Annotated in this window: 16 protein-coding genes; 7 read left to right on the plus strand and 9 right to left on the minus strand. The window is 38.0% G+C overall.

Features of this window, described 5'->3' with window-relative positions; translation table 11 throughout:
* Window positions 1-11: 11 nt before the first annotated feature.
* The 4 genes from MTQ00_RS21600 to MTQ00_RS21615 all read left to right on the plus strand — a co-directional run bounded on the left by MTQ00_RS21600 (window position 12) and on the right by MTQ00_RS21615 (window position 4,302).
* Window positions 12-935, plus strand: coding sequence for a PfkB family carbohydrate kinase (locus tag MTQ00_RS21600; protein ID WP_273650948.1), 924 nt, complete (start codon window positions 12-14; stop codon window positions 933-935).
* Between the two features lie 87 nt (window positions 936-1,022).
* The gene (locus MTQ00_RS21605; RefSeq protein WP_273650949.1) at window positions 1,023-2,390 is read left to right on the plus strand and encodes a peptidylprolyl isomerase; all 1,368 of its coding nucleotides are present in this window, start codon (window positions 1,023-1,025) and stop codon (window positions 2,388-2,390) included.
* A gap of 180 nt (window positions 2,391-2,570) precedes the next feature.
* Window positions 2,571-3,515, plus strand: a complete 945-nt coding sequence (locus MTQ00_RS21610; protein WP_172276796.1) for an NAD(P)H-dependent flavin oxidoreductase — start codon at window positions 2,571-2,573, stop codon at window positions 3,513-3,515.
* A 16-nt stretch (window positions 3,516-3,531) separates the two neighbouring features.
* Complete coding sequence (locus MTQ00_RS21615; RefSeq protein WP_273650950.1) at window positions 3,532-4,302, plus strand: alpha/beta fold hydrolase; 771 nt, start codon at window positions 3,532-3,534, stop codon at window positions 4,300-4,302.
* A gap of 10 nt (window positions 4,303-4,312) precedes the next feature.
* Here the strand turns inward: MTQ00_RS21615 and MTQ00_RS21620 are convergent, their stop codons facing one another.
* On the minus strand, window positions 4,313-4,930 hold the full coding sequence (locus MTQ00_RS21620; protein WP_273650951.1) for an HD domain-containing protein: 618 nt from the start codon (window positions 4,928-4,930) through the stop codon (window positions 4,313-4,315).
* 27 nt (window positions 4,931-4,957) lie between these two features.
* Window positions 4,958-5,257: a rhodanese-like domain-containing protein gene (locus tag MTQ00_RS21625; protein WP_172276805.1), complete on the minus strand. Its 300-nt coding sequence runs from the start codon at window positions 5,255-5,257 to the stop codon at window positions 4,958-4,960.
* A gap of 107 nt (window positions 5,258-5,364) precedes the next feature.
* Between MTQ00_RS21625 and queG the strand changes: the two genes are divergently transcribed.
* Window positions 5,365-6,312: a tRNA epoxyqueuosine(34) reductase QueG gene (queG, locus tag MTQ00_RS21630; RefSeq protein ID WP_273650952.1), complete on the plus strand. Its 948-nt coding sequence runs from the start codon at window positions 5,365-5,367 to the stop codon at window positions 6,310-6,312.
* Window positions 6,313-6,367: 55 nt separating this feature from the next.
* Here the strand turns inward: queG and MTQ00_RS21635 are convergent, their stop codons facing one another.
* The 4 genes from MTQ00_RS21635 to MTQ00_RS21650 form a co-directional block, all read right to left on the minus strand.
* Window positions 6,368-7,837: a TolC family protein gene (locus MTQ00_RS21635; protein ID WP_172276811.1), complete on the minus strand. Its 1,470-nt coding sequence runs from the start codon at window positions 7,835-7,837 to the stop codon at window positions 6,368-6,370.
* Window positions 7,830-10,991, minus strand: a complete 3,162-nt coding sequence (locus MTQ00_RS21640) for an efflux RND transporter permease subunit (RefSeq protein ID WP_172276814.1) — start codon at window positions 10,989-10,991, stop codon at window positions 7,830-7,832. The genes MTQ00_RS21635 and MTQ00_RS21640 overlap by 8 nt, the downstream gene beginning before the upstream one ends.
* A gap of 15 nt (window positions 10,992-11,006) precedes the next feature.
* Entirely contained in the window at window positions 11,007-12,092 is a 1,086-nt protein-coding gene (locus MTQ00_RS21645) for an efflux RND transporter periplasmic adaptor subunit (protein WP_172276817.1), read from the minus strand.
* Window positions 12,093-12,188: 96 nt separating this feature from the next.
* Window positions 12,189-12,617: a hypothetical protein gene (locus MTQ00_RS21650; RefSeq protein ID WP_273650953.1), complete on the minus strand. Its 429-nt coding sequence runs from the start codon at window positions 12,615-12,617 to the stop codon at window positions 12,189-12,191.
* A gap of 594 nt (window positions 12,618-13,211) precedes the next feature.
* Between MTQ00_RS21650 and MTQ00_RS21655 the strand changes: the two genes are divergently transcribed.
* Window positions 13,212-13,889, plus strand: coding sequence for a TIGR02117 family protein (locus tag MTQ00_RS21655; protein WP_273650954.1), 678 nt, complete (start codon window positions 13,212-13,214; stop codon window positions 13,887-13,889).
* A gap of 33 nt (window positions 13,890-13,922) precedes the next feature.
* The gene (locus MTQ00_RS21660; protein ID WP_273650955.1) at window positions 13,923-14,381 is read left to right on the plus strand and encodes a hypothetical protein; all 459 of its coding nucleotides are present in this window, start codon (window positions 13,923-13,925) and stop codon (window positions 14,379-14,381) included.
* A gap of 35 nt (window positions 14,382-14,416) precedes the next feature.
* Here the strand turns inward: MTQ00_RS21660 and MTQ00_RS21665 are convergent, their stop codons facing one another.
* The 3 genes from MTQ00_RS21665 to MTQ00_RS21675 form a co-directional block, all read right to left on the minus strand.
* The gene (locus tag MTQ00_RS21665; RefSeq protein WP_273650956.1) at window positions 14,417-15,547 is read right to left on the minus strand and encodes an MBL fold metallo-hydrolase; all 1,131 of its coding nucleotides are present in this window, start codon (window positions 15,545-15,547) and stop codon (window positions 14,417-14,419) included.
* A 236-nt stretch (window positions 15,548-15,783) separates the two neighbouring features.
* Entirely contained in the window at window positions 15,784-15,978 is a 195-nt protein-coding gene (locus MTQ00_RS21670) for a cold-shock protein (RefSeq protein ID WP_089029390.1), read from the minus strand.
* A gap of 31 nt (window positions 15,979-16,009) precedes the next feature.
* Complete coding sequence (locus MTQ00_RS21675) at window positions 16,010-16,438, minus strand: cold shock domain-containing protein (protein WP_172276829.1); 429 nt, start codon at window positions 16,436-16,438, stop codon at window positions 16,010-16,012.
* Window positions 16,439-16,445: the final 7 nt, after the last annotated feature.

The raw sequence follows: 16,445 nt of genomic DNA on the forward strand, positions 1-16,445 counted from the left end.
TTGAAAAATATATGAAACTTTTAGTTGTTGGAAGTGTTGCATTTGATGCAATTGAAACACCGTTTGGTAAGACAGATAAAATTTTGGGAGGTGCCGCTACTTATATCGGGATCACTTCATCTATCTTAGGCGTAAAATCAGGGATTGTTTCTGTTGTTGGAGGGGATTTTCCACAAGAGCATCTTGATATGTTTACCGACAGGGATGTAAATATCGAAGGAATTGAGATCGTGAAAGAAGGAAAAACATTTTTCTGGTCAGGAAAGTATCATAATGATTTAAATACAAGAGATACCTTAGCTACAGAAGTAAATGTTCTGGAAAATTTTGATCCGAAAATCCCGGATTCTATGCAGGATGCAGAGATTTTGTTGTTAGGAAACCTTCATCCGGGGGTACAGCTGTCCGTTCTGGAAAAAATGAATGAACGTCCAAAGCTTGTTGTCCTGGATACCATGAATTTCTGGATGGATACTGCGATGGATATTTTAATGGATATGATCGCCAAAACAGATGTGATTACCATCAATGACGAAGAAGCCAGACAGCTTTCAGGAGAATACTCTTTAGTAAAAGCGGCAAAAAAGATCCTTAAAATGGGACCTAAATATGTGATCATTAAAAAAGGGGAACACGGAGCATTACTGTTCAATGAAACTCAGGTGTTCGCTATTCCGGCCCTTCCGTTAGAAGATGTTTTTGATCCGACCGGAGCAGGAGATACTTTTGCAGGTGGTTTTGCTGCCTATTTAGCCAAGAAACAGAAAATCGATTTTGAAACGATGAAATCAGCATTGATCGTTGGTTCAGCAATGGCCTCGTTTACTGTAGAGAAGTTCGGGACCGAAAGAATTGAAGAAGTAAGTGAATCGGATATGTTCAGCAGACTGAGACAATTCAAAGAATTAACAACATTTGACGTTGAACTACAATAAATAGATGTTTTTAAGAAATATTTATAATAAAAAATTTAGTGTAATTCGTTAAGAATTCTAAATTTGCAACTTGTTTAAAATACTAAAATGATAAATAAACTAAAGATCACTTTTCTTTTTGGAGTTTTTGTGATGCTGTTTGCTACTAACATGAAGGCCCAGTTAAAACAAGGGGACCTGGTGGATGGTATTGCTGCTGTAATCGGAGATGAAATTGTGTTAGAGTCTGACGTTAATGAACAGATGAATTATGCAAAACAGCAGGGCGCTTCCAACACAGATAAGTGTGAGTTTTTGGAGAATCTGATCAACAATAAACTTCTTGTATTCGAAGCAAAAAAGGATACCTTGATTGAAAACAGATCGGCTGCTATTAAAACTCAGGCTAATGCAAAGTACAGCCAGTTACTTTCCCAATTTCCTGACGAAAAATCAATGTTAGCCGCCTACAAGTTCAGAACTGCTTACGAAATGAAGAATGCTATCGAAAAGATAGACACGGATACCTATTACGGGCAGGCAAAATATCAGAGAGTTACTGATAAGGCCGATGTTACGCCAAATGAAGTAACCGATTTTTATAATATGTATAAAGCTCAGTTACCTGAAATTAAGGATGAAGTAACTTTAGCGCAGATCATGATGTATCCTAAACTTACGGAAGCCCATAAAGATGAGCTGATCAATAAGTTAAAAAAGATTAAACAGGATATTGCAGGTGGAGAATCATTTGAAAGCCAGGCGAGAATCTATTCTGAGGATCCGGGTTCTGCATCTACTGGAGGTTTAATGAAAAATATCTCTAAAGGACAGATGGTAAAACCATTCGAAGCGGCTGCACTAAACCTTCAGGAAGGGGAAATTTCAGACCCTGTAGAATCAGAATTTGGGTACCATATCATTCAATTGGTGAAAAAATCAGGAAAGATATATGATGCAAGACATATCCTTTTGATGGCTACTCCTACTGAAGACGAAATTAAAACAGCTAAAAAGAAATTAGACAGTATTAAAACCCTTATTACAGAAGGAAAAATTACATTTAAAGATGCTGCCTTTAAATATTCAGATGATAAAAGAACAAAATTCAATGGTGGGGTAATTTCCGGATCTGATGGTTCTAATAAGATCGAAAGAGAAACTATTCCGGGAACTATCAGCTATGAATTGGCAGGTCTTAATAAGGATGATATTACCAGTGCTTTTGATGATGAAGACGAGAGAAAAAGAAAAGTAGTGAAAATTGTGAAGATCGAAGATGTGATTCCTTCTCACCAGATCACTCTGGAAACCGATTATGACAGAATAAAGCAAATGGCACTTAATAAGAAGCGAAATGAAATGGTTGAAAAATTTGTGAACTCCAAATTACCAACAACATTTATATCGATAGACAGCCGTTACGATTCCTGCAAGTTTAAAGGAAACTGGAAAAAAGAGGCTTTAAAGAAATAATAGAAAAACCTTCAGATCATCTGAAGGTTTTTTTTATAGATGGCATCCGGGATAATTAAAATTAAAAAGAAAATTTATCTGAATATTCTTCAAATAGAAAGGGATGAAATTTTTGTTTTTTAGTATTTTTACAGCATGAGTAATTTTATAGATTTTAGTGCGGCTAAAAAAATTTATGGGATGGAATCAGAACAAAACAGGATTACCAGACTTTTTGATATAAAATATCCGATCATTCAGGCAGGAATGATATGGCATTCCGGATGGAGACTTGCTTCAGCAGTTTCCAATTGCGGAGGGCTGGGATTAATCGGTGCAGGAAGTATGTACCCCGATATTTTAAGAGAGAATATTCAGAAATGCAAAGCAGCTACAGACAAGCCTTTTGGCGTAAATGTACCTATGCTTTATCCTAATATCGAGGAAATTATTCAAATCATTTTGGAAGAAGGAGTGAAGATTGTTTTTACCTCAGCAGGAAATCCTAAAACCTATACAGAAACTTTACAGAAAGAAGGTATTAAGGTGGCTCATGTTGTTTCGTCTACAAAATTTGCCATTAAATGTGAAGATGCGGGAGTAGATGCTGTGGTAGCGGAAGGCTTTGAAGCAGGAGGACATAACGGAAGAGATGAAACTACGACCTTCTGCCTTATCCCTAATGTAAAGCAACACATTTCTAAGCCCTTAATTGCAGCTGGAGGGATTGCTTTAGGTTCTCAGATAAAAGCGGCTATGATTTTGGGAGCAGATGGTGTACAAATAGGGTCCCGGTTTGCGGCAACCCATGAAGCCAGCGCCCACGAAAACTGGAAAAAGAAAATTACAGAGCTGAATGAAGGAGATACTCATCTTACCTTAAAAGAACTGGCTCCGGTAAGGATGGTTAAAAATAAATTCTTCAATGAGCTAGAAAATATTTATCAGTCCGGGAGAGATGCGGAAGCTTTAGCGGCGTCTTTGGGTAGGGCAAGAGCAAAAAAGGGGATGTTCGAAGGAGATCTGGAAGATGGAGAACTGGAAATAGGACAAGTGTCTGCATTGATCAATGACATCCTACCTGTTGAAACTGTTTTTGCTAACCTTCTGAATGAATTTGAAGAGGTAAAAATGCCTAAATTTTAATGAAGCAATAACTTGAATGTCGGTTAATTTAGCAAAACCCCAAATAAAAAATCTTTATATAGAATACGATAATTCACTGGGCAACAGGCCTACATTGGTTTTTCTTCACGACTCCCTTGGATGCACCCAATTATGGAGGGATTTTCCCCAAAAACTTTCCGAAGCTTCCCAATGTAATGTTCTGGTTTATGATCGTTTAGGATATGGTAAATCAGGTCCGATGCTTACATACGAAAGACCCGATAATTATATGGAGTTGGAAGCAGATCTTCTGAATGAGTTGTTGCAGGAGCTTAACATCAAAGATGCTATTTTATTCGGGCACAGTGACGGAGGAACCATAGCTCTTATCACTGCCGGTAAATATCCCGAAAGAATAAAAGCCGTTATTTGTGAAGCAGGACATATTTTCGTTGAAGATGTTACGCTGAAAGGAGTGTACGATGCATGGGAAGCTTATAAAACTACGAATCTTCCTGAGCGCCTGCAAAAATACCACGGAGATAAAGTAGAAATGCTTTTCAAGGCCTGGACAGAAACCTGGACTCGGGAGGGATACAGAAATTGGAACATCGAGTATATATTGAAAGATATTATATGTCCATTACTATTTATTCAGGGAGATGCTGATGAATATGGAACTTTAGATCAGGTAGAAAAAACAGTAGGACAGATGAGCGGATTCTCAGAGAAATATATTATACCAGGGGTAGGACATACACCACACAAAGAAGTACCTGAAATTATATTGGAGAAGGCGAAAGAGTTCATAGAGAAACACATTTAATAAGGTTGGTCTATAAATTTGTTAATTCATACTCTATATTTTTTCTGGCCTGATGTTCATATTTATTCTTAAAATAGTCAGTTTTAAAAATATAATCCGACTCCAGAAAATGCAGAAGTACTTTTCTTCTGCCAGGTTTATATAGAAAGTCAGGATAGATAGAGTATTCTCTTCTGATCATTTTAGTATATTCCAGATAGGTTTGAGGGTCTTGTCCTAAAATCGATAAGTCAGCGTCTAAAAGATAGTTGGTGTCATTATCTGGGGATTTTTGATGCAGTTGAGTTGCCAGAATCTGTTGAAATATATTATCTACGGACTTTTTATCTACCTTAATTTCACTAAGCCTTATTTTCGCCAATTCAGCACTTTTTTTCTCATTAGCTTTTGAGGAAGCATCATAAATAATATCGTGATAAAATACTGCAAAACTTATCACCTGAAAATCTGAAATATCACTTTTTATCTTTTCTAGCTCCGAAAATAAAGCAGTCAGATGTTCCAGATTGTGATAAAATCTTCCTTTTTGGGAGTATTGGGTCTGTATTTCCTGCCACAATTTATTAATGAAATACTGGTCCTGTGTGTAAGGAAGGAGATTCTGAGCTAATCTTTCTTTCAGATTCATATTATTAAAAGGGATAAAAAAAGGAACTTAAAAAGTTCCTTGATTTGCTTCGATTGTTGCTTTCAGGTCTGCCCAGCCACCGCCGTTATAACCGTCCTTTAATCCCTGGGAATTTAAATATTCCAACGCTTTTCCGCTTCTGTTTCCACTTCTGCAGAAAATTACAACTGGTTTTTCTATCGATAGAATTTCTTCTTTTCTATCTTCAACTTCACCTAATGGAATATTTTGAGCTCCTTCTATATTACCATCCATTTCCAGTTCCATTGGTTCGCGAACATCTATTAATTGATAATTTCCGGATTTTAATACATCTGCTAATGACATAATTGTAAATATTTAGTGTTAAAAGTATAAAATGGCTGTCTGAAATATTTCACACACCCAAACTCCAACAAATTTATAAAATAATCTTAGTTTTGCAATGGGAAATCATGAATTCAACTGCTGAAAAATATTCTGAACTGATAAAGTCCAAGGCACAACGTTTTGGATTTCAGAATTGTGGTATCTCCAAAGCTGATTTCCTCGAAGAAGATGCCCGTCATCTGGAGAAATGGTTAAAGAATAACTTCCATGGGGAAATGAAATACATGGAAAACCATTTTGATAAAAGATTAGATCCCCGATTACTGGTAGAAGGCTCGAAGTCAGTGATTTCATTATCCTATAACTATTTCCCTGAAGAGAAACTTTCAACGCTGGAAAACTACAAGATCTCAAAGTATGCATACGCCGAAGATTATCACGAGGTAATTAAGGAAATTCTTCGTGAAATGGTGACTGAGCTGCAGGAGGAGATCGGGGAATTCGGATTCAGGGTTTTTGTAGATTCTGCTCCCGTACTTGAAAGAAGCTGGGCCCGGAAATCCGGAATTGGATGGGTAGGGAAAAACGCCAATCTGATCACGAAACAAAACGGCTCCTTTTATTTTTTAGCGGAGATTATTTGCGATCTTGAGCTGATTGCAGATCACGAAACCACCAACCATTGCGGTACCTGCAGAAAATGTATCGATGCTTGTCCTACAGATGCTATCATCTCGGATAAAATCGTTGATGGAAGCAAATGTATTTCATATGCTACCATTGAATTGAAAAGTGAAATTCCCGATTATTTCAGGGATAAAATGCAGGATTGGATGTTTGGCTGTGATATCTGTCAGGATGTTTGTCCTTGGAACCGGTTTTCAGTTCCGAACATGCAGAGCAAATTCAAGCCTAACGATAGCCTTAAAAATTTTAAGAAAGGTGAATGGAAAGAGCTTACGCAGGAATTATTCTCTGAAATCTTCAGGAAATCGCCTGTAAAAAGAACAAAATATGCAGGCCTGAAACGAAATATTGAGTTTTTGGAAAAAGGTAGTGATCCAGAATCTTAAAAAAGAAGCCTACCTTTCGGTAAGCTTCCCTAAGAAAAAATTAAATTGGTATATATTATTTTTTTATAATATCGGGGGGTGCAACAGGATTCTGATCCCATCCGCCACCAAGTGCCCTGTAAATGGCAACACTTGCTTTTAACTGATTCACTTTCTTTTCAACAAGTTCAAACTTGGATTCCAGCGCATCCCGTTGGGTCAGGAGGACCTCCATATAATCTGCACGGGCATATTTAAAAAGATCATTGGAAATATCAATGGACTTTGTTAAGGCATTTACTTCCTGATTTTTAATGTCAAAACTATTTTCCAGATTATGAATCTTTGATAATTGGTTGGCTACCTCAATATAAGCACCCAGTATAGTTTGCTCATAATGGTAAACAGCCTGCACCTGTTTTGCATTGGCATTATAATAAGCTGCCTTTATTGCATTTCTATTGATCAGTGGGGCAGTAAGCTCTCCTGCAAGAGAATACAGAAAGGACTGAGGCTTGACAATGTACAGAGGGTTAAAAGCCTGAAATCCTACTCCCGCAGCAATATCAAGAGAAGGATAAAACCTTGCTTTTGCTGATTTTATATCCAGCTTTGATGCAGCAAGCTCATATTCAGCCTGTTTAATGTCAGGTCTGTTTTCCAGTAGCTCTGAAGGAATTCCTGTATATACCGGTTGTGGAACGAGGGTGTCAAAAGTATTGCGGGTTCTTTCCACAGGCTGTGGAAATCTTCCGACAAGGTAGTTGATCCTGTTCTCTGTTTCCACAATTTTCTGCCTGATATCGTACTGCATTCCCTGGGTTTTTAATACCTGAGCCTGAAAACGTTGTACGGCAAGTTCATTGGAACGGGCAAATTTTTTGAGATCTCTTACAACCTCTAAAGCATCATTCTGAATCTTTATATTCTGCTGTAGGATATCCAGTTCATTATCCAGAGCCAGCAGTTCATAGTAAGAATCAGCAATTTCAGCAATAAGATTCGTGGTCATAAAATTCTTTCCCTCTACACCTGCAAGGTACCTCTGTACCTGAGCTCTTGTGGCATTGTGCAGTTTACCCCAGATATCAGTTTCCCATTTTGCCTGGGCTCCTACGGCAAAATCAAATAAAGGATCCGGCATTTCTCTGCCCGGTTCAATTTCAGTATTCGCTTCCATTGCGCCGATATTAGTGTATCTGCTTACTTTATCCATACCGGCTCCGGCTTTCAAACCTACTGACGGCAAATACTCTCCCTTACGGGCCTTGATCTCATTTTTGGAAATTTCTATTTCCTGGAGAACAATATTCAGCTCCTGGTTATTCTTAAGAGCTTCATTGATCAGTGCCTGGAGATTTGGATCACTGAAATATTCATTCCATTTGATCTTTCCTGTATTGGAAGAACTATTATCATCAGTTCCGTATTGTTCAGGAACTGTTTTATTTTCGGCACGCTGTTCTATTTCTATAGGTTTGCAGGCAGCAAGGCTCAATAGGACCAGTGCGATCCCTGCATATTGATATATTTTATTCTTATTCATAGTGTATCATATCTTCGCTTAGCGGTGATTCATCTTCGTCTTTGATCATTTTTTTGCCATCAGACCATTTGGCAAAAATGTAATAGAGGCCAGGAATAATGATGACTCCTAAAATAGTTCCCACGAGCATTCCTCCTAATGCAGAAGCTCCAATGGTGTGATTTCCGATCGCTCCGGCACCTCCTGCAAAAATTAAAGGAACAAGACCTGCAATAAATGCAAAAGAAGTCATCAGGATCGGACGGAACCTGATCCTTGCACCTTCCACGGCTGCTTCAAATATGGAATCCCCTGACTGTCGCCGCTGTACGGCAAACTCAACGATTAATACTGCATTTTTACCCAGAAGACCTATTACCATGATCAGTCCTACCTGAGCATAGATGTCATTTTCCAGACCCATTGCCTTAAGGAGAAGGAAAGATCCGAATACCCCCACAGGAAGCGAAAATAAGACAGCGAATGGAATGACAAAGCTTTCATACTGCGCCGCAAGTACGAGGTATACGAATACAAGAACAACCAGGAATACATAGATGGCTTCATTTCCGCGTTGTGCTTCATCATAAGACAATCCTTCCCAGGCTACTTTGTATCCGTGAGGTAAAGTTTTAATTGCTGTTTCATTAATCGCATTAATTGCATCGGCAGTTGTATACCCGGCAGCCGGTAACCCCCGGATCGCAGCAGAATTATACATGTTGTAGCGGGTAATTTCATTAGGCCCCTGTGTTTTTTTCAGCGTCATAAATGCTGAATAAGGAACCATTTCATCACGGTCATTCTTTACATAGAGCTTCATGATATCCGAAGGAAGTCTTCTGAATTCAGGAGAAGATTGTACATATACTTTAAAGAACTGCCCGAATCTGATAAATCCTTGCTCATAGGTACTTCCGATCAGGATATTCAGGTTGTCCATCGCCTTACCGATAGAAACCCCTTTCTGCATGGCGGCATTATTATCAAAAACAAGCTCATATTGCGGATAATTGGCTGCAAAAAAGGTGAATACCCCTGTTAATTCCTTGCGCTTTTTAAGGTTGGCAATAAATTCCTTGTTTACCTTATCGAAATCCTGATAATCTGTGGTTCTGTTCAGATCCAGCAGTCTCATGGAAAATCCTCCTGAAGATCCAAATCCGGGAACAGCCGGTGGTTCAAAAAACTCAATGGTTGCTCCGAGATCTTTTGATTTTTCTTCAAGTTCTTTCATGATTTCTTTTACAGAATGGTCACGGGCACTCCAGGTTTTAAGGTTAATCAGACAAGTTCCGGCATTAGAACCACGCCCTTCCGTCATAATTTCGTAACCCGCCAGTGAGGATACGGATTCTACACCGTCCACACCCTGACAGATCTTCTGTAATGCTCTGGAAACCTTATTGGTCTGTTCCAATGTAGAACCCGGAGGTGTCTGAATAATGGCATAAATCGTTCCCTGGTCTTCATTGGGGATGAAGCCTCCCGGAAGCGTTTTGTTGATGATAAAAATTCCGGCTGAAAATAAAATCAGGATTCCCCAGGTTACCACTTTTCTGTTAACGATTTTTCTCAGAAGCAATGCATACTTACCGGTTACTTTATCAAAACCTTTATTAAATGCATCCAGTGATTTTGTAAAGAGATTGGCTTTTTTAGGTTTTCCATGATTGTTTTTCAGCAGCATTGCCGCTAAAACAGGCGTTAATGTAAGGGCAACTACAGCAGAAATCACGATGGAACTCGCCATTGTAATTGAAAACTGACGATAAAAGGTTCCTACCGGCCCTGTCATAAATGAAATAGGGACAAATACTGCCACCATTACAGCAGTAATTGCGATAATAGCGCCTGCAATTTCAGCCATTACTTCTTTCACAGCTTTATAAGGTGAAATGTTGCTTTCTTCCATCTTGGCGTGTACAGCCTCAATAACCACAATCGCATTATCCACAACGATACCGATAGCTAGAACAAGGGCAAATAAGGTTACCAGATTTATGGATAGGCCAAAAAGCTGAATAACAAAGAACGTTCCTACTAAAGAGACGGGAACGGCAATGATTGGGATCAATGTTGACCTCCAGTCTCCAAGGAAGATGAAAACTACAATGGCTACAAGAATAAAGGCATCCCTCAATGTGTGGACCACCTGTTCGATGGAAGCATCCAGAAACTGGGATACGTCATAGCTGATCTTGTAATCTACTCCTGGTGGGAAGCTACCTTTCATTTCCTCAAGCTTTGCTTTCACATCTTTTATTACGTCATTCGCGTTACTTCCATAATTCTGCTTCAGGACTATAGAAGCAGAAGGATGTCCGTCGAGATTGGAATAAATATCAAAGAATTCGCTTCCCAGTTCTACCTTAGCTACGTCTTTAAGCTTAATATTTTCCCCCTCAGCATTGGAACGGACAATGATGTTCTCATACTCTTCAGGTTTGTTATATTGTCCTTTATAGGTAAGAACATATTCAAGGGACTGCGCTGCAATTCCTGAGCTCTGACCGATTCTTCCGGGACGCCCGATGATGCTTTGCTCACCAATAGCCTTCATTACCTCATCCACAGAAATAGAATAAGCACGCATACGATCGGGATTCAGCCAGATTCGCATTGCATATCTTCGGCTTCCCAGGATCTGTGATTTTGCAATACCGTGAATACGGTTGATTTCAGGAATGATGTTTACGGTTGCATAGTTGTAAAGGAATTTTTCATCCATGCTCTTGTTGGTGCTGTATAAATTGACATACATCAACATACTGGGCTGAATGGGATTTACTACAACCCCCTCTTTCTGTACAAGTTCAGGTAAAAGGGGCATCACCTGGTCTACTCTCGTTTTTACAAGAACAACGGCAGCATTGGGATCTGTTCCGGGATCAAAAACAACGTTTACCGTAGCTTCTCCGGCACTGGTCGCATCGGTGGTGATGTAACGCATTCCCTGTACTCCATTGATGGCATTTTCAATGGTAATCAATGAGGATTTCACCAGTACATCGGCACTCGCACCCGGATAAGCAATGGATACGGCAACCGTAGTAGGTGCGATTTTTGGAAATTGTTCGGTAGGAAGCTGTTTAATGGCCAATCCACCGACAAAGAGGATGATGACCGATATTACGATTGCGAATACCGGCCGGTGTATTACTTTTTTAAACATAATTCTGCTTTTTAATTACTCAGCATAGAGATCCAGGTTCGACATCACTTTTTCAGGCTTCTGATAGCGGGTGGAAATTTTTTGATTTTCCTGTACCATTCGAAGCCCGTCCAAAAGAATTCTTTCATCTTTTCCAAGTCCTGACGCCACTACATAAATATGTGGTAATTCAGCAGCAATTTTTATTTCCCGTGCTTTTACTTTGTTGTCTTTGTTGATTACATATACATATTTCTTTTCCAGCTCTTCAAAAGTTGCTTTCTGAGGAATCAGCATAGCGTTGGCATAGGGAGCTGTAATCTGTATATTTCCGGTTTCCCCATATCTGAGAAGACCCTTAGGGTTAGAAAAAGTTGCTCTATATGCAATATTTCCTGTTTCATTATCAAAATCAGACTCGATGGTTTCCACAATACCATCCTGGCTGAATGTTTTTCCATTGGCCATTTTTAAACGGACATGCATAGGATCATTGTCCTTTCTGTCACTCATCTGATTCAGGTATTCAGCCTCCGGAACATTGAAGTATACCCACATCTTGCTGTTATCCGAAAGTTCTGTGATCAGCTCGCCTTCGTCTACCAGACTTCCTTTCCGTACATGCAGACGGCCTACAATTCCGTTAAAAGGAGCCCTGATCTCAGTAAATTTCAGGTGTGTATTCATTGACGAAAGCTCAGCCTGGGCTTTTTCATATTTCGCCTTAGCCATTGCCATTTCCTGTGGAGCTACAATATCTTTATCTGAAAGATTTTTAGTGTTCTGGTATTCTATCTGAGCATATTTTGCTTCTGCCTTTGCCCTGTTAACATCAGATTCATAAAGGTTGGGCATAATTTTAAATAGCAGTTGTCCCTTTTTTACATATTGACCTTCATCTACATATAAGGTCTGGATATAACCTTTTTCCTGAGCACGGAGTTCTATATGGTTAATGGATCGGATTTGTGCTACATAATCTTTGTCGATTAAAGTATCTTTCACTAGCGGGCTTGTTACATTGAAAACCGCAGCTTCTGCTTTTTCTTTTTTCTCTGATTGACAGCTTATGCATAGCAAAATAATGCACAGGTTTATATACATGAGACTTTTCTTGACCATGATAATCATTTTATAGTAAATTTTTTTAATTGAAAAAATAAGGTTGCAGGCTCTCAGTATGAGAACCTATAAATTTTCCGTAAAAATATACTAAGATCACAGCCGGATGACCCTGTACTGGATGTACAGGTCATCATTGAAATATTTTAGATGTTCTGAATTAGCAAGTGAAACAGCACTCTGTCTGTTATGGAATTTCGTAACGAAATCAGGTTTCAGATGTCCGATGTCAGTCCCTAAACAGATTGGAGGTCCCGTAAAACCGGATGTCTCTACATTATCATCGTTTTCATTATCGCTTTCGGAAAGGTTTGCTCTAAGCTTATGGTAGGGCAGGTGTGAAACAACATATTGATCATGAAGTTCATGGTCCCTTAGAAAAGCATAAGAATGTTTTATATTGTTTTCCGAAGAATCATCACTTACGGATTTTGAATTGAAGTTGACATCAAAATCGGGATACTCCGGTATCTGACCAGAGTACAAACCTAAAACAGTGAGTAGTGCAAATAAAAAGGTAAACAAATATTGATGAAATCTTCCCCGCATCCAATGACAAAGGTAACTAAACTTGAAAATTGAAACAAAACGTGGGGATTAAAAATGTGTTAAAAAAATGATAAAAATGTAAAATATAATTACAATAAATGCCTGATTGCAAGTTCTTGATGAGAATGTATCCAAAAAAAAGGGGAGATTGAAGGGGATATGGTGGTGAGAAACTGAAAAATTGAGTTTCGTATGAGGAGTTAAGCGTTAAATTTTTGGTGATAAACCCTCGTTTGGAATTTCTGCTGTTCCAAATTAAAGAGGGTAGTCGACCATTCCTTAAATTTAGCGGTTTAAGGAGGCAAAGATTTTGTGAATAAAAATTCTCTGAAAAGCCTTTCCTAAAAAGAAAAATTGACTTTCAAAAAGATAAAATCTTTTAGAAAATCAACGTTTTTTTGTATTCTTTTCGGAGCTGTTTTTACTCTTATTTTAAATCTTTTTGGGATTTAGTGTTTTTACGCATATTTGTGACTATTTCATACTTAAATGTACTGATTTTTCCGATTAAAACAAATATTTTTGTTATAAATTAAAAATTAATTTTACGTAACCTTATAAGACATATCTGTGAAAAAAATACTTATTATCGTTTTAAAAGCTTTAGGAATCATCCTCGGGATCGTTGCTCTTTATGTTGTTCTTGCCCTGTTAGTCCCGTTTATCGGGGTTTCAGCGAAGGATGACGGTGAAAAGAAAGAGATTCCAATTTATATTTATACCAATGGAGTACACACGGATATTGTAATGCAGGTAAAAAACGATCTGCAGGACTGGAGTACAAAAGTTCCTTTCTCCAATACCACTTCAAAGAGAACTGATTATCAATATATAGGAATCGGATGGGGAGATAAAGGTTTCTACCTGGACACTCCGACATGGGCTGATTTAAAATTTTCAACAGCTTTCAAAGCTGCTTTCTGGTTAAGTGAATCTGCAATGCACTGTACTTATTATAGTACGATGAAAGAAGGAGAAGACTGTAAAATGATTATGATCAGCAGGTCCCAGTATAAAAAATTAGTTGAATTCGTAGAAGCCAAATTCGATAGAGATAAGAATGGTAATTTTATTCTCATCCCGACAAATGCTGTGTATGCTGATAATGATGCCTTTTATGATGCTAAGGGAAGCTACAATTTCACGTATACCTGTAACACCTGGACAAATGATGCCCTAAAAGCTGCGGGACAAAAAGCAGCCCTGTGGACGGCTACAGATTTTGGAATATTCAGGCATTATAAATAATTTTTAGTCAGAAAAAATATAATCCCTTAACTGATGATAACTGAAATTGAACAACAGACCCTGGACATTGATTGGTTTCTCACGGATGGCAAATACATTGGATTTATGGCTTCTGCAGGAGGAAAGTTACCTGATTCTGTAGCTAAATCAGCAGAAAATCATAAGAAATTAGTACATTATTTCAGGAATTTGCCTGTAGTATCAGATTTTACAATTAATCCCGAATTAAACTCGGTCTTAATTGAAATATATCGTAGTAAAGCAGATGAAAGATATCTTGAAGATTACATTTCAATGGCAAAAAAAGGTTTGTATTCATTTGATAAAAGTAACTTTAATCATTTTCTTGATGGTAACTACCACCTGGTAGCGAGCCCTGTGAATCCTCTAACATTAGAAGATTTACCTGTGGATATATCGGAGATCCTTATAGAGACCCAATTTCAGGATAAAATAAACCAAATGCTGAAAATGGACATCTCAAGTTTATAAAATTGGAATTTTCCAAAATTAACTTTTCAGATGCCTCATTGAACATTTTTCCACCATTCGTTAAACTTCTGATTTGTTTGGTCTAAATGAACTAATTCGCCGATCATAGGAGTTGCTAATCGATAAGTTTGGTTCTTAGAAAGAGCAGTGATTTTTTCCAAAGGTTCTTTCCAGGGATGGTTGGCCAGGGTGAATTTAGAATTATGCACGGGTAATAAATTTTGGGCACCCAGCTCTTTTGTTCCCAAAGCAACTTCTTCCGGAAGCTCATGTACCGATTGCCATGCTTTATTATATTGCCCACATTCCATAATGGCCCAATCAATTTTTCCGTATTTTGAACCTATAGATTTAAATCTATCATCACGACCTCCGTCTCCGCTGTAGTACACTTTCATAGAAGGTGTCTGAATCAGGAAAGAAAGCCATAATGCCTGTCCGCTTCTGAATCCTCTTCCGGAATCATGATGTGTAGATTCCGTAAATATGATAAATTCTGGCTTTACGTTTACGGATTCGTACCAGTCTTTTTCTATAATCTGATCGGGTGTATATCCCCAGCGTTCAAAATGAGCTCCGTTCCCTAAACCACAGACTACATGTTTTGTCTTTTTTTGCAGTTCTTTTACGGTTTCGTAATCCAGATGATCATAATGATCATGCGATAAAAGTAGGTAGTCGATTTCAGGCAGGTCTGCTACCGTATAAATATCACTTCCTTTATAAGCCGTAACACTTCCAGGGATAGGGGAGGCTTTTCCACTGAATACAGGATCAACAAGGATCTTTACGCCATCGAGCTGAAGAAAAAATGAAGAATGCCCAAACCATACATACGCGTTATCATGAATATTCAGTGCTTTTAAATTGGTCTTTATGGATGGTAGCGAATCTACGGGGCTTCGGTGTGGAAATTTTGTAAACAGGGTTTCGTACAATACACCCGGCATCGAGTAGCCTTTAGTAAGCGTTGGCCTCTCCACAATATTCCTGAATCTGCCATCTTTATAATGGGAAGAAGCTTTTATCAGTTCAAGACGTTTACCCTCCGGCAGGGCTCCGAATTCCTCCCGCCTCATATAGAAAAAGGTAATGATACCAAGAACAGTGATAATGAGGACCAGCAGGATCAATATTTTCCGGAATACTTTTACAATTCTTTTCAAGGTGATTGATTTTTTACTTCAAAATGTTTTTAGATGTCCAGATCACCCGGAACATCAGTGATGTGTTTTTATTACATAAAGATAATACTTCCCAATAAAGTAATGATGGGTTTATTATTTATAGGACGATCGACTTTGGATTATACTTTATCTGGATTTATTTGAAATAAAAAAAAGACCCCAAATGGGGCCTTCTGTGTGATTTGATATTATCTTATCGGAAAATATCTGGAAAACTATGCAAGTTTTACGTTTACTGCGTTTAATCCTTTTTCACTTTTTTGTACTTCAAAAGTTACTTTATCGTTTTCACGAATAATTCTTGTGCTTAACCCTGAAGCGTGTACAAAGATATCCTGTCCTCCGTCTGCTGGAGAAATAAATCCGAAACCTTTTGTTTCGTTAAAAAATTTTACTGTGCCTTCTTGCATTGTAATTGTTATTAAAAATTGTTGTTATTTATTATTTGATCAGTTGAATATCAATAGCAGAAAATCCTTTCGGAGATCTCTCTTTTTCAAATGATACTTTATTTCCTTTCTTTACGGGTTCCGCACAGTTGTTGGAATGGAAAAATACATTTTCCTTTGTTTTATCTTCTGTAATAAAACCATAACCTTTTTCACTGAAAAAAGTAATAATTCCTGATTTACGGATTTCCTCTTCAGGAATAGGAGCAGCTCCCAGCTGAATATCATCAAGGTTAATTTCTTGCGTCTCTTCAGGTGGAGTAGAAGTAAGTCTTCCGTATGAATCCACATACGTTAGCATTTCATCAAGTCCCTTTCCTTTATTGTTATTAGTTTTTCGTTCTTCACGGCGTAAAGCCTTTTCTTTTTGTTTTTGAATTTTTTTCTTGAAATTTTCTTTTTTAGAGAAAGAATCTGCCATAAATTAA

The organism is Chryseobacterium sp. B21-037 (genome assembly GCF_028570785.1).
GTDB classification, from domain to species: Bacteria; Bacteroidota; Bacteroidia; order Flavobacteriales; family Weeksellaceae; genus Chryseobacterium; species Chryseobacterium proteolyticum.